This is a genomic window from Paenibacillus sp. FSL M7-1046, from assembly GCF_038007405.1.
Classification (GTDB): Bacteria; Bacillota; Bacilli; order Paenibacillales; family Paenibacillaceae; genus Paenibacillus_AQ.
This window is the reverse complement of sequence record NZ_JBBOXB010000001.1, coordinates 1,639,861-1,664,956: the sequence shown is the minus strand read 5'-3', so window position 1 is coordinate 1,664,956 and position 25,096 is coordinate 1,639,861. Positions and strand designations below refer to the sequence as shown.

The 25,096-nt window shown below is 51.2% G+C and carries 28 protein-coding genes; 23 read left to right on the top strand and 5 right to left on the bottom strand.

What is annotated here, in order from left to right; translation table 11 throughout:
* Window positions 1-55 precede the first annotated feature (55 nt).
* Complete coding sequence (locus tag NYE29_RS07115) at window positions 56-298, bottom strand: glutaredoxin family protein (protein ID WP_076112848.1); 243 nt, start codon at window positions 296-298, stop codon at window positions 56-58.
* The gene (ytxJ, locus tag NYE29_RS07110) at window positions 295-621 is read right to left on the bottom strand and encodes a bacillithiol system redox-active protein YtxJ (RefSeq protein ID WP_038585439.1); all 327 of its coding nucleotides are present in this window, start codon (window positions 619-621) and stop codon (window positions 295-297) included. Before ytxJ ends, NYE29_RS07115 begins: the two co-directional genes overlap by 4 nt.
* A gap of 196 nt (window positions 622-817) precedes the next feature.
* On the opposite strand from ytxJ, the gene NYE29_RS07105 reads away from it, so the two are divergent.
* From NYE29_RS07105 to NYE29_RS07075, 7 genes are all read left to right on the top strand, one after another.
* Window positions 818-1,540, top strand: coding sequence for an SDR family NAD(P)-dependent oxidoreductase (locus tag NYE29_RS07105; protein ID WP_076112847.1), 723 nt, complete (start codon window positions 818-820; stop codon window positions 1,538-1,540).
* Between the two features lie 39 nt (window positions 1,541-1,579).
* Window positions 1,580-2,215, top strand: a complete 636-nt coding sequence (locus NYE29_RS07100; protein ID WP_076112846.1) for a ThuA domain-containing protein — start codon at window positions 1,580-1,582, stop codon at window positions 2,213-2,215.
* A 136-nt stretch (window positions 2,216-2,351) separates the two neighbouring features.
* The gene (locus tag NYE29_RS07095; protein ID WP_076112845.1) at window positions 2,352-4,115 is read left to right on the top strand and encodes a spore germination protein; all 1,764 of its coding nucleotides are present in this window, start codon (window positions 2,352-2,354) and stop codon (window positions 4,113-4,115) included.
* A gap of 30 nt (window positions 4,116-4,145) precedes the next feature.
* Window positions 4,146-5,234: a spore germination protein gene (locus NYE29_RS07090; protein WP_076112844.1), complete on the top strand. Its 1,089-nt coding sequence runs from the start codon at window positions 4,146-4,148 to the stop codon at window positions 5,232-5,234.
* Window positions 5,231-6,424: a Ger(x)C family spore germination protein gene (locus NYE29_RS07085; protein WP_076112843.1), complete on the top strand. Its 1,194-nt coding sequence runs from the start codon at window positions 5,231-5,233 to the stop codon at window positions 6,422-6,424. The genes NYE29_RS07090 and NYE29_RS07085 overlap by 4 nt, the downstream gene beginning before the upstream one ends.
* Before the next feature lie 96 nt (window positions 6,425-6,520).
* Window positions 6,521-6,907 carry a MerR family transcriptional regulator gene (locus tag NYE29_RS07080; protein ID WP_076112842.1) on the top strand — a complete coding sequence of 129 codons (387 nt, stop codon included), beginning with the start codon at window positions 6,521-6,523 and terminating at the stop codon, window positions 6,905-6,907.
* Window positions 6,908-6,968: 61 nt separating this feature from the next.
* A complete protein-coding gene (locus NYE29_RS07075; RefSeq protein ID WP_076112841.1) occupies window positions 6,969-7,304 on the top strand; it encodes a thioredoxin family protein in 336 nt (111 codons plus the stop codon).
* Window positions 7,305-7,373: 69 nt separating this feature from the next.
* Here the strand turns inward: NYE29_RS07075 and NYE29_RS07070 are convergent, their stop codons facing one another.
* On the bottom strand, window positions 7,374-8,273 hold the full coding sequence (locus NYE29_RS07070) for a CHAD domain-containing protein (RefSeq protein ID WP_340895059.1): 900 nt from the start codon (window positions 8,271-8,273) through the stop codon (window positions 7,374-7,376).
* Window positions 8,274-8,487: 214 nt separating this feature from the next.
* On the opposite strand from NYE29_RS07070, the gene NYE29_RS07065 reads away from it, so the two are divergent.
* The gene (locus NYE29_RS07065) at window positions 8,488-9,636 is read left to right on the top strand and encodes a lipoate--protein ligase family protein (protein WP_340895058.1); all 1,149 of its coding nucleotides are present in this window, start codon (window positions 8,488-8,490) and stop codon (window positions 9,634-9,636) included.
* Window positions 9,637-10,173: 537 nt separating this feature from the next.
* Here NYE29_RS07065 and NYE29_RS07060 read toward each other — a convergent pair.
* Window positions 10,174-10,953, bottom strand: coding sequence for a carbon-nitrogen family hydrolase (locus NYE29_RS07060; protein ID WP_340895056.1), 780 nt, complete (start codon window positions 10,951-10,953; stop codon window positions 10,174-10,176).
* Between the two features lie 184 nt (window positions 10,954-11,137).
* Here NYE29_RS07060 and NYE29_RS07055 point away from each other — a divergent pair, with 184 nt between their 5' ends.
* From NYE29_RS07055 to NYE29_RS07010, 10 genes are all read left to right on the top strand, one after another.
* Complete coding sequence (locus NYE29_RS07055) at window positions 11,138-11,569, top strand: MarR family winged helix-turn-helix transcriptional regulator (RefSeq protein ID WP_340895055.1); 432 nt, start codon at window positions 11,138-11,140, stop codon at window positions 11,567-11,569.
* 38 nt (window positions 11,570-11,607) lie between these two features.
* Window positions 11,608-12,243 (top strand): nitroreductase family protein, encoded by a 636-nt coding sequence (locus NYE29_RS07050; RefSeq protein ID WP_076112837.1) that lies wholly within the window; start codon window positions 11,608-11,610, stop codon window positions 12,241-12,243.
* 65 nt (window positions 12,244-12,308) lie between these two features.
* Window positions 12,309-12,605: a putative quinol monooxygenase gene (locus NYE29_RS07045; RefSeq protein WP_076112836.1), complete on the top strand. Its 297-nt coding sequence runs from the start codon at window positions 12,309-12,311 to the stop codon at window positions 12,603-12,605.
* 30 nt (window positions 12,606-12,635) lie between these two features.
* Window positions 12,636-13,109 carry a DinB family protein gene (locus NYE29_RS07040; protein WP_340899635.1) on the top strand — a complete coding sequence of 158 codons (474 nt, stop codon included), beginning with the start codon at window positions 12,636-12,638 and terminating at the stop codon, window positions 13,107-13,109.
* Window positions 13,110-13,223: 114 nt separating this feature from the next.
* Window positions 13,224-14,396, top strand: a complete 1,173-nt coding sequence (locus NYE29_RS07035; protein ID WP_340899633.1) for a pyridoxal phosphate-dependent aminotransferase — start codon at window positions 13,224-13,226, stop codon at window positions 14,394-14,396.
* 171 nt (window positions 14,397-14,567) lie between these two features.
* Window positions 14,568-16,166, top strand: a complete 1,599-nt coding sequence (locus tag NYE29_RS07030; protein WP_340895053.1) for a phospholipase D-like domain-containing protein — start codon at window positions 14,568-14,570, stop codon at window positions 16,164-16,166.
* Window positions 16,167-16,228: 62 nt separating this feature from the next.
* Window positions 16,229-16,606, top strand: coding sequence for a hypothetical protein (locus NYE29_RS07025; RefSeq protein ID WP_076112833.1), 378 nt, complete (start codon window positions 16,229-16,231; stop codon window positions 16,604-16,606).
* A 119-nt stretch (window positions 16,607-16,725) separates the two neighbouring features.
* Window positions 16,726-17,052: an ArsR/SmtB family transcription factor gene (locus NYE29_RS07020; RefSeq protein ID WP_038585474.1), complete on the top strand. Its 327-nt coding sequence runs from the start codon at window positions 16,726-16,728 to the stop codon at window positions 17,050-17,052.
* A 107-nt stretch (window positions 17,053-17,159) separates the two neighbouring features.
* Window positions 17,160-18,935 carry a SulP family inorganic anion transporter gene (locus NYE29_RS07015; protein WP_340895051.1) on the top strand — a complete coding sequence of 592 codons (1,776 nt, stop codon included), beginning with the start codon at window positions 17,160-17,162 and terminating at the stop codon, window positions 18,933-18,935.
* Between the two features lie 204 nt (window positions 18,936-19,139).
* Entirely contained in the window at window positions 19,140-19,841 is a 702-nt protein-coding gene (locus tag NYE29_RS07010) for a DUF1361 domain-containing protein (protein ID WP_076112831.1), read from the top strand.
* On the opposite strand, the gene NYE29_RS07005 is transcribed toward NYE29_RS07010, so the two are convergent.
* Entirely contained in the window at window positions 19,817-20,155 is a 339-nt protein-coding gene (locus tag NYE29_RS07005) for an MGMT family protein (RefSeq protein ID WP_076112830.1), read from the bottom strand. The genes NYE29_RS07010 and NYE29_RS07005 overlap by 25 nt on opposite strands.
* Window positions 20,156-20,231: 76 nt before the next feature.
* On the opposite strand from NYE29_RS07005, the gene NYE29_RS07000 reads away from it, so the two are divergent.
* The 5 genes from NYE29_RS07000 (at window position 20,232) to NYE29_RS06980 (ending at window position 25,037) form a co-directional block, all read left to right on the top strand.
* Window positions 20,232-20,741 (top strand): DUF2569 domain-containing protein, encoded by a 510-nt coding sequence (locus tag NYE29_RS07000; RefSeq protein ID WP_076112829.1) that lies wholly within the window; start codon window positions 20,232-20,234, stop codon window positions 20,739-20,741.
* Between the two features lie 255 nt (window positions 20,742-20,996).
* Window positions 20,997-22,547, top strand: a complete 1,551-nt coding sequence (locus NYE29_RS06995) for a spore germination protein (RefSeq protein ID WP_179091816.1) — start codon at window positions 20,997-20,999, stop codon at window positions 22,545-22,547.
* On the top strand, window positions 22,544-23,698 hold the full coding sequence (locus tag NYE29_RS06990; protein ID WP_340895049.1) for a Ger(x)C family spore germination protein: 1,155 nt from the start codon (window positions 22,544-22,546) through the stop codon (window positions 23,696-23,698). The genes NYE29_RS06995 and NYE29_RS06990 overlap by 4 nt, the downstream gene beginning before the upstream one ends.
* 1 nt (window position 23,699) lies before the next feature.
* Window positions 23,700-23,903 carry a hypothetical protein gene (locus NYE29_RS06985; protein ID WP_076112827.1) on the top strand — a complete coding sequence of 68 codons (204 nt, stop codon included), beginning with the start codon at window positions 23,700-23,702 and terminating at the stop codon, window positions 23,901-23,903.
* A 27-nt stretch (window positions 23,904-23,930) separates the two neighbouring features.
* Window positions 23,931-25,037, top strand: a complete 1,107-nt coding sequence (locus tag NYE29_RS06980; RefSeq protein ID WP_340895048.1) for a GerAB/ArcD/ProY family transporter — start codon at window positions 23,931-23,933, stop codon at window positions 25,035-25,037.
* Window positions 25,038-25,096: the final 59 nt, after the last annotated feature.

Sequence of the window (25,096 nt, the reverse complement as noted above, 5' to 3'; positions counted from 1 at the left end):
GACGGCAAAGCCGTTTCCACTTGAATATAAATATTTATATGCCTCACGCTATGAATTATTCAGCGGTTGCTCCAATAAGCTCCTTAAGTTCGGAAACGTTGAAGCCCTTGACTGCGCGGCCTTCGTACACAGTAACAGGCACACCCATGAAGCCCAGCTTCTCGACTTCTTCCTGATACACTGTACTTGTCATAACATCACGCACCTCGAAGCTAACCTTTTGCTCGGTTAGCCACTGCTTCACTTGATTGCAGTCGCTGCATCCTGTGGTGGAATAGACAATTACCGGCTGGCTCATTGGCTCACAGCTGCCTTGATGGCGTCCCGGGTGATTTTCCAATGGGAGGTGTTCCAGCGGACTTCGCCGTCTTCCAGCAGGAAGATCTGCGGAGATTCATGCTTGATCCCGAAATCTTCGGCAATCTGATTGGACAGCGGACGGTCTTCAATCACATGGACAATGGCAGCTGGAGTCTCGGAGCCTTGCGTATAGGCAGTGAATTCCTCGTTGGCCTTGGCGCTGATCGGGCAGGTAGTGCTATGCTTGAAAAGCAGTTTTTTACCTGGTTGCGCAACATATTGCTGCAGTTCTTCCAGAGTGTGAAGTTGTTGGATAGACATCGGTATCTCACCTTCCTATAAGTACTTGTAACTACGATTGTAACATAGTTCAAAATTAAATCAAAAAGGAAGTTAGAGCACCCCTTTCAGCAGAATTACAGTCCCATGAAGGACGTTGAAAAAACGTGATTGCCATGCTAATGTGAAAGAGATGCCGCGTGTATCCTGAAGAATCGTAAAGGGTGTGTCCATATTCATGAAAAGGGTTGCTTTTGTTACCGGTGCTGACCGTGGTTTAGGTTTTTTTCTGGCAAGCTGGCTTCTAGAGAACAAATATTCCGTATTTGCCGGTCAGTATATGAAGGAGTCGGAATTGCTGGACGCACTGAAAAAGCAGTACCCGGACCGATTAACTCTGATTCCGCTGGATATCGGCGACCGTGAGAGTGTCAAGCAAGCGGCACGCAGCATTTCGGGCAGTACCGCTCATGTTGATATGATTATCAATAATGCCGGTATTATTCATAGAGCTGATGATGCCACGATGCTTGTTGATATGGACGATGAAGCCATGGCTCACATTTATAATGTAAACACGCTTGGTTCTTTGAGGGTCAGTAATGAATTGATGGGCCTGTTAATGCAGAGCAAGCAGAAATTGATTGTTAATATCTCCTCAGAAGCCGGAAGCATTGGCCGGAACAAACGGATTAATATGTACGGATACTGTATGTCCAAAGCAGCGCTTAATATGCAGTCCTCCCTGATGCACAACCATTTGAAGGTGATGGGCGGGCAGGTTATGGTCTTTCACCCCGGCTGGCTGCAGTCCTATATGAATGGTGAGAAGGCTCTGGAGGCACCTATTCCTCCTGAAGAGTCGGCGCGTAAGATTATGAATATCGTGCAGGAGCACAAGAAGTATATGGGTGAGGAGCCGGCTTATCTCGACCTGGACGGCAATGCCTGGCCCTGGTAACTATACACTAAGAGAAGCAGGAAGAGAGGCGGGAAGAACATGTCTGAAGGGAAAGCACTTGCACTTGGCAGCTACAGTGAGGTGAAATACCATCCTTTTGCCGGTGTGGATCATGAGATTAAGCGCATTCTGTCACCTGATCTGCAGGTGGAGGCTTCTGAAGATTACAGTCTCCTGAACAAAGACAACCTCGAGGGATTGAAGCTGGTTATCGCTTATACCGAATTTTCCGATCAGAAAATAGCCCCGGAGCAAAGTGCCGCTTTGCTGTCTTATGTAGCGGGGGGCGGAGGTCTGCTCGTTATACATAACGGAATCTCCCTGCAGCGGAATCAGGAGCTGGGCGCCATGCTGGGCGCGCATTTCACCCATCATCCGGAATACACCTCCCTGCATATGAAAATACCGGCACACGGGCATCCCATTATGCAGGGGATCAGCGAGTTCGTCATCGAGGACGAGCCGTACTACTTTGAAATGCATCCTTATTTTGAGACGACCGTGCTGGCAGAGTACCTTCATGAAGGGGCCATGCGTCAGGCGGCCTGGTGCCATGAGTTCGGACTTGGCCGTGTAGTTTATCTGATGCCGGGGCATCATTTGCCTTCCTTCTCGGTAGAGCCGTTCCGCCAAATGATCCGCCAAGGCGGAATGTGGGCAGCGGGTCTGCTGTAACTCCTATCTTTGAATCGTTTTAGCACATCATAACAGCTGCACGTTTCCCAAGAGGAGCATGCAGCTGTTTTTTTGATGTATGAATGTTCCAGCTTCGGTCAAAATAGGGTTACGAATAAAAAGGGGGACGCATGGAATGTGGAAGATGCTATGGGATCTTGTGCCCGGCTGGAAGGTGCTGTTTCAAGGTTTTGTCATCTTCATCGTTCCGGTCGTCTTAACCCGCCTAATGATCTGGCTCCGAATGAAAGAGGGCAAGGCGAGCACCCGGGGAATGCGGGCTGAAGGCAAAAAAGGCGGGGGTGTTCCAAGCTCCGAAGATACGGGGGAAGCAGATCAGACCAGCATCGCCGTGCAGAATAAAAAAACCGCCACAGCCGCACCCCCTGCTCAAAACAACACTGAACAGGCCGCTCCTTCCTTGACCTATACCGGAGAGTTCCACCGCGATGTACAGTCCTTCAGGGAGATAAGTGCCGATATGTCCGACGTCAATGTCAGAGAGCTGCGCATCGGAAGCCTGGAAATCAAGGCCGCGCTGTTTTTTGTGGATGGACTTACGGACAAAGAGGGCATGGACCAGAACATCCTGATGCCGTTGATGAACACGGTGCGGCCCTTTGAAGGCATGACCACAGCACCGCCAGCAGAAATATTGAAAGGGATTATCGTGCACAAGGTAGTACAGGTCTCGGAAATTGAATATACCGACCAGCTGAGACTCTCGCTGCAAAAGGTATTGTTCGGCTCTGCGGTATTGCTGATTGAAGGAATGGCAGAGGTTTTTATACTGGGTACTCCGAAAGGCAACACAAGAAGTGTGGAGGAGCCGATATCGGAGGCGCTTCTGCGCGGTCCGCGGCTGGGTTTCAATGAAACGCTCAGTGATAATACGGCGATGCTGCGAAGACACGGGCAGAGCACGGAGCTGGCCATGATTTCTTTTACCGTGGGAGAGCGAATTGAGAAGGAACTGGTGCTGACCTATCTCAAGGGCGTCGCCAACGATGAGCTGATTAAGGAAATCACCCGGAGAATCAAGACGATCAATATAGATGATGTCCAGGAATCAGGATATTTGGAACAACTCATGGAAGACAACTACCTCAGCCCCTTTCAGCAGATCCAGAACACAGAACGCCCGGACCGGGTCATGGCGGCGCTGCTGGAGGGAAGAGCGGCCATTCTTCTGGATGGCACACCGTTTGCGCTGATAATGCCGACTACCTTCGGAATGCTGCTGCAGTCACCGGAGGATTATTATGACCGCTGGTTTTCTGGTACACTGCTGCGGCTCCTGCGTTTTTTTGCTGCATCGGTCTCGTTGTTTGCTCCGGCGCTCTACATTTCTTTTCTCTCGTTTCATCCCGGGCTGATTCCTACCAAACTGGCGATTTCAATCATCAGCTCCAGGCAGGGGGTCCCCTTTGCTACATTAATTGAAGCGCTGATTATGGAAATCTCTATCGAAATATTGCGTGAGGCCGGCCTGCGCCTGCCCAAACCCATTGGACCGGCCATGGGCATTGTCGGGGGTCTGATTATCGGCCAGGCAGCGGTAGAGGCGGGGATTGTCAGTCCGATTCTGGTCATTGTCGTTGCGGTTACAGCGATCTCCTCTTTCTCGATTCCCATGTACAGTGCGGGGATTACCTTGCGCTTTCTCCGTTTCCTGGCGATGTTTTTCGCTGCTGTATTCGGGCTTTACGGTGTCGTTATGTTTTTCCTCCTGCTCAGCAGCCATTTGATTAAACTGAAGAGCTTCGGGGTTCCCTATTTAAGCATGGTAACTCCCTACAGGATGAGCGACCTGCGCGATTTCATTATCCGCATCCCCCTGCAATTGATGAAGCGCCGTCCTGCATTGCTGCAGCCCAAGGATCCAATACGTAAAAAATAAACCACAACTCAGGAGATCGAGGTGAAAACCATGAATGCGAAAGTACAGGATAGCATCACGACGAGCCAAGCGACCATTATTATGGTCAATTACATCCTCGTAGCAGGCGTATTCACCCTTCCCCGGACAATTGTACAGGCTGCCGGCACTCCTGACGTGTGGATATCGCTTATTTTGAGTGCCCTGCTGTCCATGGTGGCCGGCATGGTAATTGTGCTGCTTAGCCAGCGGTTTCCGGGCAAGACCTTTTATCAGTACAGCAGAATTATTATCGGCAAGCCGCTTGCGGCGATTCTGGGAGTGGTCATCGCTGCGTATTTTTTATGTATTTCCGGTTATGAGCTGCGTTCGATGCAGGAGGTTACCGGATTCTTTTTGCTGGAGGGTACACCCTATTGGGCGGTTGCCTCTGTATTCATGTGGATTGCGCTTTATTTATGCAGAGGGGGAATTAATGCGCTGTCCCGGATGTGCAGACTGATTGCCCCCATGGCCGCGGCGATTTTTTTCGGGGTCTGTCTGCTTAGCCTGAAAATATTTGATATAGACAATCTCCGCCCTGTGCTCGGGGAAGGGCTGGGTCCGGTATTGAGAGGCACTAGGCCGACAGCTCTGACGTATACGGCTGGTGAAGCGCTGCTGTTCCTTGTAGCTTTTATGGAAAAACCCAAAAAAGCAGGGCGGGTGCTTGTCGTAGGGACATTGATTTCTATGATCTTTTATGTGGTTGCTGTTGTCATGACGATAGGGGCACTTTCTGTAGAGGGTGTAGTCACCCGGACATGGCCCTTCATCGATCTGATACGCAGCTTTGAGGTGAACCTGCTGTTTGAACGTTTCGAATCCTTGCTCCTGGTCATCTGGATTATGCAAATTTTTTGTACCTTCTGCATTTCCTTCTATGGAGCCGCGCTGGGAATTTCGCAAATCTTCAACAAAAAGCTCGACCATTGCCTATTCGCCTTGCTTCCGCTTGTTTATTTTATTACGGAAACTCCTCCGAATATCAATGGCCTGTTCGCATTCGGCACCAGCCTTGGTAATTGGGCCATTCTGCTGTTCGGATTGCTGCCGTTGCCGCTGCTAATTGTTGCTCATTTCAGGAGAGCCGGATCATGAAGCGAATCGTACTGCTTGCCGTGCTTCTAATTCAAAGCATAGGGTTATCCGGCTGCTGGAGCAGCACGCCTATTGAGAACTTAAATATGGAAGTGGCCGTGGCGCTCGACATAGCGGATGAAACACCAATCGAAGAGGATTTTGAGCAGAGGGGCGGGGGGTACCCGAAGAATAGACGAATGTCCTGCACCTACCAATTTATCGTACCCCAAGGTTCAGTGGGTTCAAAAAAGGAAGGTGCATCCTCCAGAAATTTCTATAACATGACTGAAACCGGAGACTCCATCTTCGAAGCGATCCGTGAACTGTCGCTGCGTACAAACAATCCTCCCATTGGACATCATCTGAAGGTCATCGTAATCGGCGAGCAGCTGGCACGTTCTACCAAGCTTTCAGAGCTGGTCGATTTTTTCAGCCGGGATAATGATATCCGCCCCAGTGTGCTGATTCTCGTCAGCAAGGGAAAGGCCAGTGATGTGCTGAACAACGTGCTTCCGGGCCAGACACCTGCGTTTGTGCTGGAGGGAATATTTGGCAACAGGGACCGGAACCTGCGGATCTGGGAGCCAGTGTCTATCGCAAAGGCCGCAGGTCCCCTGCACGGGAAAACCACCTTTATGTTGCAGAATGTAATAGCTGCTAAAAATGAGATGAAATTTGCCGGAGCCGGTGTGATCAAGGGGGAGACGGGCAAGCTGCAAGGCTTCTTAAACGAGGAGGAGCTGGAGGGTGTCGTCTGGCTTACGGGAAAAGGGAAAGGCGGAGTGCTTAAGACTACTGAGGATGGCAGCGGCAGGCTGATTACTTATGAGGTTAAGTCCATGGGCAGCAAAATCAAGGCTAAGGTCGAGGAAGGCGAGATCTCTTTTGCCGTGAAGATCGAGTCAACGGGCAGATATGCGGAGACTTTCGCACATGGAGGACAAAAGCTGGACGCTGCTTATATGAAGCAGGATGAACTGGTGCTGCAGGATAAGGTAAAGGAAATGGCCGGAGCCTCTGTGGAGACAATGCAGCAAAAGCTGCATGCCGACGCCGCCGGATTCGGCAAAATCCTGCGTATTCAGCATCCTGCCGTATGGAGGAAGGTGAAAGGGAACTGGGATGAAACCTTCAGCCGGGTTCCGATAACCATTGATGTCAAGCTGCATATAGAGGAATACGGGGCTTCCGGAACCTCCACCGAATAAAGCATGGTTATTCAAGAAAGTCCTTGACCCTTACACTGGTGTCAGGGTTTATACTTGGAATAGAAGTTCTCATGAACCCCGGGGAGAATGAATGCTATGAAAATAGGTGAACTTGCAGCACAGACGGGCGTCAGTGTCCGATCACTGCGTTATTATGAGCGTCAGGGACTTATCGCTCCCCTCCGCCAGGCGAATGGATACCGGGAGTATTCAGCGCTTGCTGTAGAGACGGTGGAGACGATTAAGCTGTATTTAAATTTGGGTTTGTCCACGGAAGAGATTTCCGGTTTTCTGCACTGCGTGCTGAAGAATAAAGAAGCATTCTGCGCGGAAGTGATGCCGCTATACCGCAGCAAGCTGGAGGAGATTGAGCGCCAGATTGTGCAGCTCAGCCAAATTAAGCTGAACCTGCAGCAGCGGATGGCCTCCATCCAGCAGGAACGGCTGGAGGCAGAGGCAGCTGATAACGCGCTGTCCGAATGAAGACGGTCCAAAGAATGTACTTTTTGTATTATTCAAGATATACACATGGGAGGAACTAACGATGGCTATTATCAATGCAGAGAAAACTGAGGATCTGAAGGCCAAACTAAGAGGCAGCGGGACCGTACTGGTTGATTACGGAGCGCCATGGTGCGCGCCCTGCAAGATGTTGCTGCCTGTTCTGGAGGAGCTGAATGACGAGTATGGAGACAGTGTGGCTATCGTTAAGGTGAACTGTGATGAACTGCCGGAGCTGGCGGGGGAAGCCGGAGTCATGGGCCTGCCTACGGTGATTGTGTATAGTGGAGGTCAACCAGTGGAGAAGCTGGTCGGCCTGCGTCCTAAATCGGCCTACCAGGGTGTATTGAACAAGTATGCGGCTGTAAGCAACAGATAAGAGAATAAGAGGCAGTGAGCGTCATGTCCAGCATGCGCTTCCTGCCTCTTCCTATGTCTATTTATGAATTCAAAGTGACTTGGCTTTCTCCGCAACGGGAACAACCTCATTATGATGCAATGCCTCCAGCACTTCGGTCCGAAGAGCATCTGTGAACTCATTCCACGTCTTTTTGCCAACACCCAGCTCATCGCGTCCGATGGAATTCAGTGTTTCCAGCCATACGCGTTTGTCATTAATTTCGCCAAGCTGCTCCTGGATCTGTTTGTAAATCTCCTCATGGGCATGGAATTTCTGGTTGAGTGCGAATGCGGCCGCATTGGCTGTATAGCGCAGCTCCTTGGCGGCGATCCGCAGCTCATGCAGCGCGTCGAAGGCTTCCTGTGATTCGGCCCCGGGACCTTTGAATAGGGTTTTGCATGTTTTTTTCTTCTGCTCAAAAGCTACTTCAAGTTCGCGCATGACGACGTTTACATCTCTTTTCGCTGCCAGTGGCTCAAGCGTGCTGCTTCGAAAAGCTTCCCATAACCCGTCCAATTCCTTGCCGGCCAGCTTTGGGAGCTCAGCCTCCAGCTTCTTGCGGTATTCCTTCCGCTTATCCTTCTGGTGTTTGATGACCGCCTTCAGCAGTTCGGCAGTTTTCACCTCGCCGGCTTCCTTGGCGCTCTTGCGTCTTTCCTTGAAAGATTCAATAAGAACATCTGCATCCCTGACCTTGCCCAGCCTTTTCTGGGCCTGCTTGAATACGCTGTACAACTCGGCAGCGGCGGAATGATCCGGGTCGAGAATGGACAGCAGGGTCAGCAGCTTGCGGCTGTTCACTCTGGCTTGATGAATCTCCTCGTCATCAAAGTTTTTGATCGCGTCTTTGCTGTAGTCTCTAAAGTTGATATACAGCTTGTGCATCGCCTGTTCCCATTGTCTGGTCTTGCTAAACTGCCTGTCCTTCGCAAGTTGTTCGACTGTCATGCGGCATCACTCCTCAAGGTTGTGTATAGCATGAGCTTCAGCGCTTAATCTTGCCGCTGATTGAAACTTGTTATGGTATTAGGATAACGGTATCCTGAAGCTATTTCAAATGCTGAACCCACGCTTTGCCTTCGCGCCAGGCTGCGGATCGGTTACAATATGACTATTGGTTCGGACAAAGGTTAACATTCAATAGGTACTCGGGGGATGAATGATGATCAATAAAGGAATTAACAGAGCAGAATCGGGCGCGGAGCGCGCTCTTCCGAATGAAATGGTGCTGTTTGAGCATTTGTCAGATGATGACGGGAAGGCAGCAAAATATGGCGGAAGTGGAGCTGCTGAAGGTGGAGCGGTGGCGGAACATGCTGTGAAGTCAGGAGATGCGGGAGAAGCGGAACATGTTACATTGGCCGGAGATGGTGGAGAGGCGGAGCATGCTGTGATGGCTGGAGATGTGGGGAAGGCAGAGCATGCTGTGATGGCTGGAGATGTGGGGAAGGCAGAGCATGCTGTGATGGCAGGAGATGCTGGAGAGGCAGAGCATGCTGTGATGGTTGGAAATGCTGGAGAGGCAGGAGGCATGCTGGTTCCCTTTGCATTTGAGGAGACGCTGTGCCGGGACATTGGAGCGGGACTGGCCCCTCCAGCCCTGCATCTCTGGAGTCATCCCGCAGGTGTTGCACTGGGCCTGCGGGACAGCAAACTGCCCCGCGCAGATGAGGCGATGGCCGGGCTTGAGCGGCGCGGGTTTCGTACGGCGGTCCGTCACTCCGGCGGGGCTGCCGTGCCGCTGGATGCCGGGATCGTCAATGTGGCGCTGGTCCTTCCGAAAACTCCGGGCAAGCTGGATTTTCACGACGATTTCCGGCTGCTGGCTTCCCTGATTCAGGAAGCCGTAGCGGTAAGCCATCCGCAGGCTGCGGCGTTGATCCAGGCCGGAGAAATCACCGGTTCCTATTGTCCCGGTGATTTCGATCTGGCTATCGGCGGCCGCAAGTTCTGCGGCATTGCCCAGCGGCGGCAGAGCAGCGCGTATTTCGTTCACGCGTTCGTTGTGGTCTCCGGCTCCGGGCAGGAGCGCGGAGAGCTGATCCGCGGATTCTATGAGACTGCGTCCGGCGGGGACGAGTCTTTGTCTTATCCGCGGGTCTGCCCGGAGACCATCGCTGCGTTAAGCGAACTCGGCGGGCCGGCTTCGGCGGCGGTGTTCGTTTCAGGCATCCGGCAGGCAATCGCCGGGCGCGGAGTGCAGCTTAAACCGGCTGCCCTCCTCAGGGAGGAGACCGGTTATGACTTGCAGTATGCGGATCAGCGTGTGCTGGAAGCGGCACGGGTGCTGCGGGAACGTTATGCCCGCTGAGATCTGTGCGTCTGCAGGGATTGAGCTTGAATGTGAGCTGAAGCTTGAGTTGGAACTGGGGTTTGAGTTCGGGGTTTGGGTATGGCGATTCCGGCCAAACCCCGCAAAAGGTGCTGCAAGACAGCTGCTTTAAGCAGCTGCGGCAGCACCTTTTGTTATGGGGTGATAAGGAGCCGCAATGTTACTGATATAAGCTGAGCTGAACGCAAGTTTGCGACAAATACCGTGCCCATGCTAAGCGCACAGTGTCCACGAATAAGAGGACTGCTAAGCGGATAGCTGCACTTTATACAACTAAAACCTGACCTTTTAGGCCCGGCAAGGAGATAACTGCATTCTGTACACTTAAAAAGTGTCGATCCGGCCCAAACATAGCTTTCCGGAAATTTTATTTGCAATAAATACACTTATTTCCAAATAATCTCCATTTTGGACCTGATTAGTTGCAGTAAATACATCTATATGGTGCGGTGTAATGAGACCGCTGTTTTGTTCAAACTATATAATTCTTGTTTCGGCTTTTCCTGCGGGCAGCGGCTACGTATACAGCTCTGGCCGTCTGTCGGAAAAGATCGGAATCTGCTGTCTTACCTCCCGCACCTTCTGTAAATCAATGACGCCGCTCAGGATTTCCTCGCTTTCTCCGGCCTCACATATAATGTCGCCCCACGGATCAATGATCATGGAATGCCCGGCGAAAATGTTCGCCGGATCAGCTCCGGCGCGGTTGCAGGCGACGACGTAGCATTGGTTTTCGATTGCCCGGCTGATCAGCAGGGCACGCCAGTGGGACAGCCGGGGCAATGGCCATTCGGCGCTGATGAACAGCACCTCCGCTCCGAGTGCCGTATGGGCGCGCACCCACTCCGGGAAGCGGATATCATAGCAGATCAATCCGGCGCATAACGCACCGTCCAGGCTGAACAGCCCCTTGTCTTCTCCTGGCTGAAGATACAGGTGCTCATCCATCAGGCGGAACAGATGCAGCTTGCTGTATTCCCCGGCAAGCCCGCCATTACGGCCAAAGACGAACATGCTGTTGGTGATCCCGGCAGCCTGCTTGTTGGCTACGGAACCGGCAACGATGTTGATGCCATATTCGCGGGCCAGGCCGGAAATAAAGTCCTTCGTAATCTGCCCCTCTGGATCGGCAATTTCATCAAGCCGCGTGAGATCGTATCCGGTCGTCCATAATTCGGGGAGAATGAGGCAGTCAGGACGAGTTGCCGCGGCCTGGCGTATTTTGTGTTCAGCCGCCACATAATTTGCCTCGGGTTTGCCAAATGCTATATCGAGCTGAATCAGGGAAATTTTCATATTTCCAGCCTCCTCTTTAATAATTATTGATAAATTAGTTGACGGGTCAACCATATCGGTGTAAACTAATTTTTATCAAAAGGATTTTGCACAATATATTTGCGTTAGTGTATTCTTTTTGAATCCAGTTTTGTACAAAGCAATCCACAGTAGTGGAGCTTATAAAACTATAAGGGGGTTAATTTTGACTGAACATCTGCCTGAGGAAGAAGAGCAAATATTTGAACTGCTGCAGGCGCTGAACAAGGGAATCAGCCCCAAGTTTGAACGTTGTGCAGGCATCAGCCCTACGCGGCTCCGCCTGCTTCACGAGCTGTTTCAGGTTGCAGAAATCAGCCAGATTTCGCTGCAAAAGGAAGTCGACATTGATGCTGCAGCGGTCACCCGCCATTTGAAGGGGCTGGAGGAGAACGGCATGATCTCACGCCGCAACAATCCTGCCGACAACAGGGTGACTTTGGTCTCGCTCACTGAACAAGGACGGGAGAAAATTCTCTCCTACAAGGAGGAGAAGATCCGGTTCCTCCGCTCATTGCTCACCGGATTTGAAGAGCAGGAGCTCAAAGTGCTTATAGATATGCTTACCCGGCTGCAGCAAAACATCGATTTACTGTAGCCTGAATTATATACCAATTATAAAGGAGATTATTACAAATGAATGCTACCAGAACCAACGATTTCAATTCTATTATTACAGGCCGCCGCTCGGTCCGCAAATATGATACCTCTGTCAAAATCAGCAAAGAGGAAATGACCGAGATTCTAACTGAGACTACACTGGCTCCTTCCTCGGTCAACATGCAGCCTTGGCGCTTCCTCGTGATCGAAAGTGCGGAAGGCAAAGCCAAATTGGCTCCTATCGCCCGCTTCAATCAGGTGCAGGTAGAAACCTCCGCAGCAGTTATTGCCGTATTCGGCGACTTGAACAATTTTGATTATGCTGAACAGATTTACGGTACGGCTGTTGAGCGCGGACTTATGCCTCAGGATGTGAAAGAGAACCAATTAACCCGTCTGGCCAGCCATTTCGCGACACTGCCAGCGGATGTGAACAGAGAGACTGTGATGATTGACGGCGCATTGGCTTCCATGCAGCTGATGCTGGCTGCCCGTGCCCACGGCTATGACACCAACCCTATCGGCGGATTCGAAAAGGATCAAATTGCTGAAGTCTTCGGCATGGACAAAGACCGTTACATCCCGGTTATGCTGATTTCGATTGGCAAAGCGGATGGAGAAGGATACGCATCCGTCCGTCTGCCGATTGACACTATTGCCGAGTGGAAATAAGAGCGTAAGCTCCCAATTTCAGTTGTGAAGTTCATTCTGACAAAACCATTAGGAGGAACAAAACTATGATTATTATCCACGCTTTAATGCAAGTGAACCCCGAACGCGAGGAGCAGTTCCTGGCTGAAGCCAAGACGCTGCTTGCAGCAACTCATGAGGAAGAAGGCAACCTCTCTTATGAGCTGTACAAGCACGCCTCACAGGAAAATGTATATATTATGGTCGAAACCTGGCGCGATGCAGCTGCTGTGGGCAGCCATAACACAAGCCCACACTTCACGGGGTTTGCCGCTAAGGCAGGCGAATTTCTGACTGCGCCGCTGGATGTGAAGGTATATAACGGCGAGCTGTTGCAGCAGTAAGGGGAATGTAACAAGTGGGAGGGATAGGGAATCGTTCACGCAAAGGATGTTCTGGCCAATCAGTTACTAGCCAATGCCAATGATCCAAGCTGGTATTCTCCGTTCGCGCAGGCGGTTGAGGGTTTAACAGAGGAAGAAGCCTTTTGGAAGCCTGACGGGAACAGCAACAGTATCGCTGAAATTACGCAGCATCTGCTGTATTGGAACAATACCTGGCAAACCAGATACCGTCTGGGCCGGGTAGATGCTGTCCCTCCGATTGAGGATAATAACAGCAGTTTTGCCATACCGGAGGGCAAAGCCTTTGATCAGTTAAGGACGAAGCTGCTGGAGGTGCTGCTTGGTTGGCAGCCGCTGCTGCAGGAAGACAGACTTGAGGCTAAAGCGGCAGGGTTTCCTGTGCCAGCGGAATGGTGGGAGATTATCAGCAACGCGGCAATGCACAATGCCTATCACATTGGTCAAATCGTATTTATCCGAAAGCTTATTGGCAGCAGGGAATAACTGCAGCCAGGAAGAAAAGAGCACTCCACTAGGACTAGGAGGCTCTTTTTTTTGTATTATAATATGGATGACGATTACAGCAAGTAACCTCTGAGGAAAGGGTGACCATTGCCAGTGAATGTTTTTGAGCCTTCCGATGTGTTGAATGCTTTGCCCAAGCAGTTTTTCGCCGCGCTGGTTGCCAAGGCCAGCCTTGTCGCCGCCGCAGGACATGATGTGATCCATCTTGGACAGGGGAATCCCGATATGCCTACACCGGCCCACATTGTAGAAGCACTGCAGGCGGCAGCGGCTAACCCGCTGAACCACAGGTATCCGCCGTTTCGCGGCCACAGCTATCTCAAGGAAGCTGCAGCCAGCTTTTATAAGCGGGAGTACGGAGTGGAGCTGGATCCGCAGCAGGAGATCGCCATTCTGTTCGGCGGAAAAACCGGGCTGGTTGAAGTGGTGCAGTGTCTCCTCAATCCGGGGGATATAGCACTTGTGCCGGATCCCGGATATCCTGATTACTGGTCAGGCATCGAGCTGGCCCGGGCGGTCATGGAGAAGATGCCGTTGACTGCGGAACATGGATTTCTGCCCGTTTACGGGGACATCAGCCCGGAGCTAGCCGCTAAGGCCAAGCTGATGTTCCTCAATTATCCGAACAATCCTACCGGTGCGGTAGCTACGGAGGATTTTTTCGGGCAGACCGTGAGCTTCGCGGCAGAACACAGGATTTGTGTTGTGCATGATTTCGCTTATGCTGCCATCGGGTATGATGGACAGAAGCCGCGCAGCTACCTGCAGACGCCGGGGGCCAAGGAGAACGGCATTGAGATCTATACTTTGTCAAAAACCTATAATATGGCTGGCTGGCGTGTGGCTTTTGCTGCCGGTAACGCCAGCGTTATCGAGAGTCTGAACCTCTTGCAGGATCATATGTACGTGAGCCTGTTCGGGGCAGTGCAGGAAGCAGCTGCGGCTGCGCTGCTGGGACCACAGGATGCTGTCCGGGATAATCTGGACCGCTACGAGTCGCGGCGCAACCTCTTAATCGGCGGCTTGCGGAAGATTGGCTGGAAGGTGGAGGCGCCTAAGGGCTCGTTTTTTGCCTGGCTGCCGGTTCCGGAAGGCTATACCTCACAGAGTTTTGCCGATTTGCTGCTGGAGAAGGCGCATGTGGTGGTAGCTCCCGGTATTGGTTTTGGCGCTTATGGCGAAGGTTATGTGCGGGTTGGGCTGGTGAGCGATGAAGCACGGCTTGCAGAAGCGGTGGAACGGATAGCGGGACTGAAGCTTTTTTGATCCGGTTTATCCATAACGATTAGAGGGATGATATGAGGCGATTTTGTATGAGGCATTTGCGTGTGCGGGTAGCGGCTGTTTATAAGTAAATCCTGAGGGGTATCTAACCTTAGCCCGATCAGAGACCTATGTGCACCTGAGAGGAAGGGCAGTGGAATGGAGGATTTACATATGAACAACAAACTTCCGCAAGCGGAATGGGATAACAGGGTAGAGCAGGATATCATAAACGTTGTGAATTATTATTTATCGGGTGGCTCCCTGAAGGCTGCAAAGGAAATGGACAAGGCCCAGGAGCTGCTTGCCGATGTATTGAATGGCCGGGAGGCGCGTGCGCACCGGCAGGCTCTCGGCGGAGTGATTACAGAGATTAGCCAGCTGTCCGGCATGCCGGGTTTCAGCGGGGAGCTGCTTGAACGGCTTGCGCTTGAAGTCAGCGGACTGGACTCAGACAAGCTTCGAATATTGGCTCCGCAGACGACACGTCATAACCGGGTAGACCCTTATGTGAACGGACCGCAGTGCCTGGAAATGATCCTTGAGGAAATCGGGAAGGCGCGCCGTTATATTCATTTGTCCATAATGCTGTTCTTTAACGACCATTCGGGAAATCTGATTGCGGCAGCGCTGCTGCAGGCACTGAAACGGGGTGTCGAAGTCCGCATCATGGTGAATTATACGGTTACCGCACTTGGCTATGGGATGAATCTCGAGGTGGGTAAGTTCTCCAAGATCTCCACGATGCTGGAGAATGCAGGGGCCAGGCTGCTCGATACGTTCAACTCCTATTATTCTGCGGCAGAATGGAGTGAGAAACGGGCGGAGCTGAAGTCCAGAGGGGTATCCGAAAGTATTCTCTTCCTGCAGGATAAGGTACAGGAGGACGTGGAGATCACAGGACTCAATGTCATTGACCACCGGAAATTCATGGTCATTGACGGGATTACTTCGATTGTCGGCAGCTTGAACTTCGGGGATCAATATACGTATCAGACGCCGATAGAGGCCTCTTCACCGGTAGAAGTAGACGGCCGGCCGATGGGTATTCCAAGCGGTGAGGAGGAGTGGCATGATGGCTGCTTCCGGATTCAGGGCGCGGCGGCGTTGCCGCTGAATGCTGTTTTTCAATCAAGATGGCTGTTGCTTGGGGGCGATCATTTTGATCCGGAAGATGACTTCTACCATCCTGATACAAATTATGCATTCGGTGAGGAGGAGTGTACGCTCTTCGTGAGTTTTCCGGGCAACCCCGTTAATCTGATCCAGCAATATTATCTGGATTTGATTACTTATGCAGCGGAGGAGACAGTGATCGTGAACCCCTATCTGATTGATCAGGCCTTCTGGGACCGGCTGGGTGAGCTTGGCCCGGACTGTTCCTGCCATCTGGCCATATGCAATCCGCTGGAAGTCAATGACCACCCGACGAACCGGGCGGCTGTGCGCAGCAATATGTATGAGCCTTTTCTTAACGGCGTTTCTTTTTATGACTACAGCTTTACGGGGCGTTTCTCCCACTGGAAAATCACCTATGACCACAGGTCGCGGGCCGTTTTTCACGGCTCCTATAATATCAATGAAAGAAGCGCCTGCCATGACTTTGAGCTGGGACTGCTGGTCAAGGGAGAAGGATTCGCGAAAAGGATCAAATCCATGATTGATTATGACCTTGGTGTTTCGAAAAAGATCAGCGACAAGAAGGAGTTCTTCAAGCATCCGTGGATGCATCCCGGCACTTATCTAAATAAGGCAACCCAGAACTACACCTGATCGTTAATGGGATCACTATCCTGTATAATAAACGGTAACACTATGATGATGGAGCGGAAGAGATGAACATTACAATATTGCGGAACGGCCCCCGTAAGAACGAAGTGTATTTTGCTGCGGAGTATGGCGAGGGCAAGGGGATATGGAATGGTAATCCTGTGGAAGCGGGTGAGGAGCTTGAGGTCGAATTTGAGCTTTCCCCGCTATTTATGCGCTGGGTGGATATTGTGCCTGTAAGCGGCGTGGATTACGGCATCCGAATGGATGGGGATAAGATAATCTTAACCGGGGTGCTGGAGAATATTGAGGCAGATGGAACAGGTTATCTGCGGATTGCCGGCGACCTGATCATGTTCGAATGCCTGGGCGAGCCGATGGTGCTGGGCGGCTATGTGGAGATCCGGACTGGAGAACTGGGGATGTATCCCGTATTCTTGTAAGCGGGGCGGGGTGCTGCAGCCGTATACGGCATGCAATTTACTGCCGGCATAGCCACTGCACAAGAAATAAGCTAAGATAACAATAGATTTGAAGTAAAGCCATGAGGAGCAGAAGTCCAATGAACAGCGATATTCAGCAATTTAAGACGGAATTTTTCAAGGCGCTGGCTCATCCGATGCGGATCCGCATTCTGGAGCTGCTGAGCGAAGGCGAGAAGAATGTGAACGAACTGCAGGCGATTCTCGGCTCGGAAGGCTCCGCCGTATCCCAGCAGCTTGCTGTACTCCGCGCCAAGAATGTAGTAGCCAGTGTAAAAGAAGGAACCACCGTCATTTATTCTCTGCGCGACCCCCTGATTAAAGACCTGCTGGCGGTAGCCAGACAGATATTCGATAATCATCTCGTGAATGCCATTTCGCTCCTGGAGGGCATCCGCAGCGAATAACCCCGGACCATCCGGGGGCGGATTTCCCGTTGACAAGAGCGGCAGGCAGGAGTAATGTTGCTCTTATATTCAAATAATCAGATATTCAAAGAAAAGAAGGTTAGATGATGACAGGGTGGGGCCGCTTTAAAGGCTACAGCATTGCTTCTCTGCGTAAGGATATCATTTCAGGGACGATCGTCGGCGTTATTGCCATCCCGCTTGGGATGGCTTTTGCTATTGCCTCGGGCGTGAAGCCGGAGTACGGGATTTATACAACCATTGTCGCAGGTATACTGATCTCCTTATTCGGAGGTTCGAAATTTCAGATTGGCGGACCTACGGGAGCCTTTATTCCAATTTTGTTCGCGATTGCCATGGAGTACGGGTACGAGAACCTGCTGATTGCAGGAATGATGGCCGGAGTCATCCTCGTCGTTATGGGGCTGCTGAGGCTGGGAGTTCTGATCAAGTTTATCCCGAAGCCGGTAACCATCGGCTTTACGGCAGGGATTGCCGTCATTATCTTCAGCGGGCAGATCGCCAATTTCCTCGGCCTGAAGGATATGGAGCGGCATGAGAGCTTCGTGGACAACATGCAAGAGATCGGCCAGCATATCTCAACGATCAATCTGTACAGTGTTCTGACAGCGGTCATTTGTCTGGGGGTCGTCGTGCTCGGCATGCGTTTTGCGCCCAAGGTGCCGGGAACGCTGATCGGGTTGCTGTTCGCAACGTTAGTTGCGGTGCTGTTCTTCAGCGGCAAGGTGACTACGATCGGCTCTGCATACGGCGATATTCCAAACACGCTGCCGAGTTTTCACTTTCCGGTGATCACCTGGGAGCGGATCAGGCAGCTGCTTCGTCCGGCGTTTATCATCGCCATGCTGGGGGCGATTGAGTCGCTGCTGTCGGCGGTGGTAGCCGACGGGATGACTGGCAGCCGCCATAACAGCAACCGTGAGCTGATTGGCCAGGGTATCGCGAATATAGCCGCACCTATGTTTGGCGGCATCCCGGCCACAGGTGCAATTGCCAGAACCGCCACCAACATTCGCAGCGGGGCCGCATCCCCGCTGTCGGGAGTGATTCACGGTGTCGTAGTGTTCCTTATTCTTCTGCTGTTTGCGCCTTATGCTTCCAGCATTCCGCTTGCGGCCATGGCGCCAATCCTGATGGTGGTCGCCTGGAATATGAGCGAACGCAAGGAATTTCTTCACCTGCTGAAGCTCAAAACCGGGGATTCCCTGGTGTTGTTCCTTACCTTCCTCTTAACGATATTTGCCGATTTAACGATTGCGGTAGAGGCCGGGCTGGTGCTTGCCGTAGTCCTGTTTGTGAAACGGATGGGTGAAGGGCATCTGGTATCTAAGGTGCTGCCCGACCCCTCGTCGGTCAAAGTAGAGGCGCATATGGTAACGGAGAGCCATGATTGCCCGCAAATCGGAATTTATAATGTGGAAGGCCCGTTGTTCTTTGGAGCAGCCTACAGATTCGAGTCAACGATGCCGGAGCTTGGACCGGACCTTGCAAAAATTATATTGCTGCGTATGGGCAAGGTACCGTTTATGGATACCACCGGGGAGGCCAATCTGTCTGGGCTGGTGAAGCAGCTGCAGGCAGACGGAGGAAGGCTGATGATCTCCGGCATTCAACCGCAGCCGCTTGATCTGCTGAAGAAGACGGGGCTGTACGATAAAATAGGGGCCGCGCAGTTTTTTGACCATACTGGAGAAGCGATCAATGAAGCGCTGGAACTGATCAATCCGGTCCGCTGTGCCGGCTGCAGGCATGGGGCGTTCCGGGAATGCGGCGCGTTGTGCGGCCTTGAAGAATCGCCGGGCCGCAGCGTCTTTAGAGCCCGCAAACCGGCAGTGGCGGGTAAACTGAGCAGCGAAGTTTAAGTAAGCACTACCGAACCAGCGGGAACAGCATGGGGCCAATCCCTGTGTTGCTAAATTTCATTATAATATAACAGCCCGGGTGCATTTTGCCCGGGCTGTTATATTATAATGGACTAATGACTGCCAGATTTGTACAATTAACGTAATGAATCTGTTCTATACTGGAACAGATCTCACTACGATTGATAAGGAGACCGCACCCTAATGAAGGAATTGAATTATCCTAAAGTATTCATGCTTTTGGCAGGACTGTCACTGGCGACGCTGGCTGTCTACCGTGTGGTTTCGCTGCGGACCGATACGTTTTTTGATTTTTTGCTCTGGAACTTCTTTCTGGCCTGGATTCCCTTTTTATTCTCCATGGCCGCTTACGGCCTGGATAAGCGTAAGGTTTCCGGGCTGCTGCTGCTGCCGCTTGGCATAGCATGGCTGCTGTTTTTTCCGAATGCACCCTATCTGATGACCGACCTGCTGCATTTGACGATCAGAAAGAACATATATTTCGTAGACGGAGTTGTTCAGAGCCGGTATTGGTACGATTTAATCACCTTGCTGTTGTTCACCTGGAGTGGCTGGCTGACCGGTTTTTTCTCCCTGTACCAATTTCAAAGCGTCATCTTCCGCAGAAGCAATCTGCTGCTCTCCTGGATTTTTGTCCTCGCAGCCTGTGCGCTGGGCGGATATGGCGTATTGCTCGGCCGGGTATACCGGCTCAACAGCTGGGATGTTCTGACCGACCGGCATCAGCTCTACCAGCTGGTGGTTGACAGCCTGAACCGGCAATCGCTCTTCTTCAGCCTGTTCGTCGCAGCTGTTCTGCTGGTCATCTATGCTACGCTGTATTTCCTGCTGAATGGTCTGGGCACAGGGAGTGTGCAGGCTTATTCCAAAGGCGGAAAAAGATAAACGTCCTGCTCCGGATGGAACTGAAACAACTCCAGGTCGATCACGCCATGATCATCAAAAAGAACGCCTTCTCCCAGCAGATACAATCTTTGTGTAGAGACTGCTTCGTCTTCGGCAAGAGCAATTTTGCCTTTGGAATTAACAACTCTATGCCAAGGCAGCTTGTATTTGCGGCTCATGGAATGGAGAATGCGCACGACCTGCCGGGCCGCCCTGGGGCTTCCTGCTGCACGGGCGATCCCGCCATAGGTCATAACCTTTCCCTCGGGGATGGATTGAATAATACAAATAACCTTCTCTGTAAATGGTGTCATAACGGCTCCTTAAGCTTACGTAGGCAGTAGTATCTTCAGATCATTACAATGAATTATAACAGAGGGGGCATGTGGTTTGGGAACATTGATACCCGATAAACGCGGGATGAAGCTGATGTCCAATGAGCCGAAGGGGATTGGCGGCTGGCTGGTGCTTGTGCAGATTGGACTTTTTCTTACTATTTTTACTTTGATTTTATCTGTAATTCATTTTTTCTTCACAACGCTTGGCGGAGAGGTATGGGATATACTTACTTCACCGGATTCTAACGTTTATGACCCGCTATGGAAGCCGACATTGATTTTCGAATTGGCAGGCAACGTTGTCTTTCTTTTATTTGCTGCTTTTCTGGTCGTGTTGATGTACCGCAAAAAGGCTTCTTTTCCGCGCTGGATGATCCTTTTTTATGCCGCCAATACGTTGTTTCATATCGTTGATTACGTGCTGCTCACCAATATTCCGCTGCTTGCCGAGTTCGGAGAGGATCCGGACGTGCAAAGTATTGGCAGAAGCATGGTTCTACTCCTGGTATGGATTCCTTACTTTATACGGTCGCGCCGAGTGCGCAACACATTTATCAATTAACTACATAGCACACTCTTTCAGAAGGAGCCGCAGCCGCGGCTTCTTTTTTTGCAAATATAAGAATTTATATGCTGCACGCTATAAATTATCCTTCTATTTCTCGCTGAAACGGATACCGTCCTTTTGAGGACGGCGAAGCCGTTTCCACTTGTGAGAGGCAAGCTCATAATTACCTCTACAGCAAAAAGTTGGGGAATAGGAGTTAGAGTGTCGGGGGATAATCAGATCAAAAGAATAGTGACGGGAGTGAATACTGTGAAGAATACAGAGGCTGTGGAAACAAGCGACCGTTCTTCCGGCAAAATATCTTCTTCCCAGCCGCTCAGTCCCTCATTGGATGAGACGGTGGCTCTATTCCGGCGTATCTTCAGCAACGACGGGACACTGAGAGTACGGATCATTGAGAATACACATAACACGCGGATCCGCTGTGGCCTGATTTATGTGGATGGGATGACCGACCGGGACTTGATTCAGAATGGCATTACCAAACCGCTGATGACCTACGAATTCCTGGACAAGGATCTGGGAACCCCGGCAGAGCTTATGGAACTTATCCGCCTTCGGATTATCAATATCAGTGACATTATGGTCTCTACGGATTTGGATGAATTAGTAGGGGCTATAGTGGGAGGGAAAACGGTATTTCTGCTGGACGGATACGCCGGTGCGCTGAATATTAATGCCCAAGGCTGGCAGACCCGCGCCATTGAAGAACCTACGACCGACAAAGCGGTCCGGGGCCCAAGGGAAGGCTTCAATGAATCGCTGATGACCAACCTGACGCTGATCCGCCGCAGAGTGCAGAATTCCGATTTGAAGTTTGTATTTACCGACATCGGTACCCGGTCTAAAACCCAGGCCTGTATCTGCTATATGGAAAGCCTTGCTTCACCGGATATTCTCAAGGAGCTGCATGGAAGGCTTGCGAGGGTACAGCTCGACCATTTGCTGGATACCGGTTATCTGGCCGAGCTGATCCGTGATGAACCTTATTCGCCTTTTGAGATGATCGGCAGTACGGAGCGCCCGGATTCGGTGGTGAGTAAGATCATGGAGGGCAGAATTGCCCTGCTGATTGAAGGAAGTCCGTTTGCCCTGACGCTGCCTTATGTTTTTGTAGAGAATTTCCAGGCCAGTGAGGATTATTATATCGGTTATATGTTCGCTACTTTCAACCGTGTGCTCAGAGTGATGGGAGCCTTCATGTCCATCAGTATTCCTGCGCTTTATGTCGCACTTGTTACTTACAGCCAGGAGATGGTTCCTACACTGCTGCTGCTAAGCATTGCCACCGCACGATTATCGGTTCCCTTTCCCACAGTAGTCGAGGCAATTCTTATGCTGACCATCTTTGAGATTCTGCGTGAAGCGGGGGCACGGATTCCCAATTCCATTGGCCAGGCGGTCAGCATTGTAGGCGCGCTGGTGCTGGGTCAGGCTGCGGTGGATGCGCGGATCGTCAGTGCCCCGATGGTTATTGTTGTGGGCCTTACCGGGATTACCACCCTGCTGAATCCCCGGCTCACCGGACCGTTGATCGTAGTCCGGATCCTTTTGCTGCTGATGAGCTTCTTTTTTGGAATCTACGGCTATTTTTTCGGCTTGCTCGGTTTGGTCATCCATTTGATGAGCCTGCGGTCCTTCGGAGTTCCCTATATGCTCGGGGTGGGCTCGATCCGGCCGCAGGATATCAAGGATACCGCCATCCGTGCACCTTGGTGGGACATGTATCTGCGTCCGGCGATCATCGGGGCGCGTAACATGAAGCGGAAGCCGCCCAAGAAACCGGTTAAGCGGTTATGAACAGGGGACAAAAAATACTGTCTGCGCTGCTCTCCGCAGTGCTGCTGTTTGTGATCTCCGGCTGCTGGAATTATTCCGAGGTGGATGATATGTCCATCGTGGCTGGCGTAGCCATCGACAGGAACAAGGCGGACGGCAAGCTGCAGATGACGGTGGAAATGGTGGACACCCAGGGTGGACTTCAGCAGAATCAGGCAGGCTTCAAGACGCTTAGTTTTACAGGAGATACTATATTTGAAATCGCCCGCGACATGATATCGATGACCGGCAAGAAGCTCTTCTGGAGTCATGCCAAGGTGATTATTTTCAGTGAAGAGGTTGCGCGGGAAGGTTTGATCAAAGCAATAGACTGGTACAGCAGGGATACAGAGACCCGATCCGATGTCTTTATTTTTGTATCTGAACAGAAAAATGCACGGGATGTAGTTAACCAGAACAGTAAAACAGAAGCGATTATGTCCTTTGAACTGGCACAGATGATGCGTGATGAGAAGTATGTCAGCAGCGCTCCGGTTGTGGAAATCTGGGATTTCATCGACAAGCTGGAGACCTCAGGTTTTAATGCCGTCGCACCGCTGGTGTACATCAATGAGAAGAACGGGCAGAAAAATGAGCGTGTAGATGGAGCCGCAGTATTTGTAAAGGATAAAATGGTCGGGAAATTGAACGGGAAAGAGGCGAAAAACATGCTTTTCGCCAAAAATGATATAAAAGGTGGTGTACTGGAGGTGAATAATGAGCAGGGGACTCCCGCTTATTCCCTTGAAATATTATCAAGCAGGACGAAAGTCAAACCTGCAATGATAGATGGTAAAGTTCATATACAGATCAATACAGTGACGCATGCCGGGCTGGACGAAGTGATGACTGCAGAGGGTTTATCCGGCAACGAAAGCATAGCGGCCATTGAAAAACGCGCAGGCGAAGATTTGCAAAAGGAGATACTCTCCTTAATCCATAAGGTGCAGCAGGAATACCATGCCGATATCTTTGGCTTTGGTGAAGCTGTTCATGAGAATCTGCCCAAGACGTGGACCAGGCTCCGCGAGCAATGGCCGGATCAATTTGTCAATCTGGATGTGGACGTCAGCTCCAAGGTGATCATTCAGAGCACTGCCAAAACTACACGGGCGATTAAGCTGGGGGATTAGCATGTTCTTTTATGTAGTGCTTATGTATGCCGTTGTCGTGCTGGTTGACCCCTATGGTCTGCTCAAGCAAGGGAAGAAGCGGGATTTGTACGTTTGCTCCGCGCTGTGCCTGATCTCCTTCTCCCTGGCTTTTGCCTTGTCGATGCATTGGGAAATTCCCAGTCCCTCAGAGCCGATCGTTTATTTGATTAAAAAGCTGTTCTAGAATGCACTCCTGAAAGGAGGAGAAGACATGAGCAAAGAAATCGTACCGGCGGGACAGTCGATCAGTATAGCGATCCTGTTTATTATCGGCAGTTCACTGTTCATGGGAGTCTCGGGGCAATCCGGCAACAGCAGCTGGATCGGGCTGATTTTTGCCATTGTGCTGGCGGTTCCGCTCATGCTCCTCTATGCGAGGCTCCATGCGCTGTTTCCGGGCAAGGATCTGTATGATATGCTGCATGCGGTGTTCGGCCCTATTCTCGGGAGGCTGTTCTCCTGCCTGTATATCTGGTATACATTGCATCTGGGATCGCTTGTGCTGCGGAATTTCGGGGAATTCAGCAAGACGGTAGCCTTAACCGCGACACCGATGTTTGCACCGATGCTGATCATCGGCCTCCTCTGCATTTGGGTAGTGAACGCGGGACTTGAGGTGCTTGGGAGAAGCGCCAAATTTCTGCTGCTGTTTACAATAATGGCGACTGCCTTAGCACAGCTGCTTTCCATTCCCAAGTATGAGTTCCATTATTTGAAACCGCTGCTGGAAAGCGGCTGGGGACCTGTCTTTACGGATGCAATAGGCTCCTTTACCTTTCCGTTTGGCGAAATTGTTGTTTTTCTCGGCGCGTTTAGTGTGCTCCCGAAGAAAGGTTCAGCGTTTCGGGTGCTGCTCAGCAGCCTGCTAATTGCAGGAATCATAATGATCTTCGTTACCTTGCGGAATTTGTTGGTGCTGGGTCCCGAGATTTTATCCAGTCTGTATTTTCCCTCCTATGTCGCGGTGAGCAGAATTAATGTGGGGGATTTTCTCACCAGAATTGAAGGCTCGTCCTCCATTACTTTTGTAACCGCGCTGTTCATTAAAACGAGTTTATGTCTGTATGTAACCAGTAATGGAGTAGCTAAAGTGTTCAATCTGAAGAGCTACCGTTCCGTTGTGATGCAGATGGGCCTGATCATGGTCTACATGGCTGTCTTTATCTACAAGGATATTCTTCAAATGCAATACTTTGCCTATCATATCTACAAAATTTATGCCCTGCCGTTTCAGGTGGCCATTCCGCTGCTCTTATGGATTGTTGCCGAGTTTATGTCCAGAAAAGCGAGCCGCAAGCAGACAGCCCCGCAGCCGTAGTGCCGGATCTGAGAAGCTTAAACTCCACCGCCTCCCGGGCCGGGATTTTTTTTGTGATT

Bases quoted from the DNA above. Each gene is read 5' to 3' on its own strand.
- NYE29_RS06985 (WP_076112827.1), top strand. From the start codon at position 23,700: ATGTTCTTTTATGTAGTGCTTATGTATGCCGTTGTCGTGCTGGTTGAC.
- NYE29_RS07095 (WP_076112845.1), top strand. From the start codon at position 2,352: ATGTGGAAGATGCTATGGGATCTTGTGCCCGGCTGGAAGGTGCTGTTT.
- NYE29_RS07105 (WP_076112847.1), top strand. From the start codon at position 818: ATGAAAAGGGTTGCTTTTGTTACCGGTGCTGACCGTGGTTTAGGTTTT.
- NYE29_RS07115 (WP_076112848.1), bottom strand. From the start codon at position 298: ATGAGCCAGCCGGTAATTGTCTATTCCACCACAGGATGCAGCGACTGC.
- NYE29_RS07070 (WP_340895059.1), bottom strand. From the start codon at position 8,273: ATGACAGTCGAACAACTTGCGAAGGACAGGCAGTTTAGCAAGACCAGA.
- NYE29_RS07045 (WP_076112836.1), top strand. From the start codon at position 12,309: ATGATTATTATCCACGCTTTAATGCAAGTGAACCCCGAACGCGAGGAG.
- NYE29_RS07005 (WP_076112830.1), bottom strand. From the start codon at position 20,155: ATGACACCATTTACAGAGAAGGTTATTTGTATTATTCAATCCATCCCC.
- NYE29_RS07030 (WP_340895053.1), top strand. From the start codon at position 14,568: ATGAACAACAAACTTCCGCAAGCGGAATGGGATAACAGGGTAGAGCAG.
- NYE29_RS07100 (WP_076112846.1), top strand. From the start codon at position 1,580: ATGTCTGAAGGGAAAGCACTTGCACTTGGCAGCTACAGTGAGGTGAAA.
- NYE29_RS07050 (WP_076112837.1), top strand. From the start codon at position 11,608: ATGAATGCTACCAGAACCAACGATTTCAATTCTATTATTACAGGCCGC.
- NYE29_RS07065 (WP_340895058.1), top strand. From the start codon at position 8,488: ATGATCAATAAAGGAATTAACAGAGCAGAATCGGGCGCGGAGCGCGCT.
- ytxJ (WP_038585439.1), bottom strand. From the start codon at position 621: ATGTCTATCCAACAACTTCACACTCTGGAAGAACTGCAGCAATATGTT.
- NYE29_RS07085 (WP_076112843.1), top strand. From the start codon at position 5,231: ATGAAGCGAATCGTACTGCTTGCCGTGCTTCTAATTCAAAGCATAGGG.
- NYE29_RS06990 (WP_340895049.1), top strand. From the start codon at position 22,544: ATGAACAGGGGACAAAAAATACTGTCTGCGCTGCTCTCCGCAGTGCTG.
- NYE29_RS07090 (WP_076112844.1), top strand. From the start codon at position 4,146: ATGAATGCGAAAGTACAGGATAGCATCACGACGAGCCAAGCGACCATT.
- NYE29_RS07010 (WP_076112831.1), top strand. From the start codon at position 19,140: ATGAAGGAATTGAATTATCCTAAAGTATTCATGCTTTTGGCAGGACTG.
- NYE29_RS07080 (WP_076112842.1), top strand. From the start codon at position 6,521: ATGAAAATAGGTGAACTTGCAGCACAGACGGGCGTCAGTGTCCGATCA.
- NYE29_RS07060 (WP_340895056.1), bottom strand. From the start codon at position 10,953: ATGAAAATTTCCCTGATTCAGCTCGATATAGCATTTGGCAAACCCGAG.
- NYE29_RS07025 (WP_076112833.1), top strand. From the start codon at position 16,229: ATGAACATTACAATATTGCGGAACGGCCCCCGTAAGAACGAAGTGTAT.
- NYE29_RS06980 (WP_340895048.1), top strand. From the start codon at position 23,931: ATGAGCAAAGAAATCGTACCGGCGGGACAGTCGATCAGTATAGCGATC.
- NYE29_RS07020 (WP_038585474.1), top strand. From the start codon at position 16,726: ATGAACAGCGATATTCAGCAATTTAAGACGGAATTTTTCAAGGCGCTG.
- NYE29_RS07015 (WP_340895051.1), top strand. From the start codon at position 17,160: ATGACAGGGTGGGGCCGCTTTAAAGGCTACAGCATTGCTTCTCTGCGT.
- NYE29_RS07075 (WP_076112841.1), top strand. From the start codon at position 6,969: ATGGCTATTATCAATGCAGAGAAAACTGAGGATCTGAAGGCCAAACTA.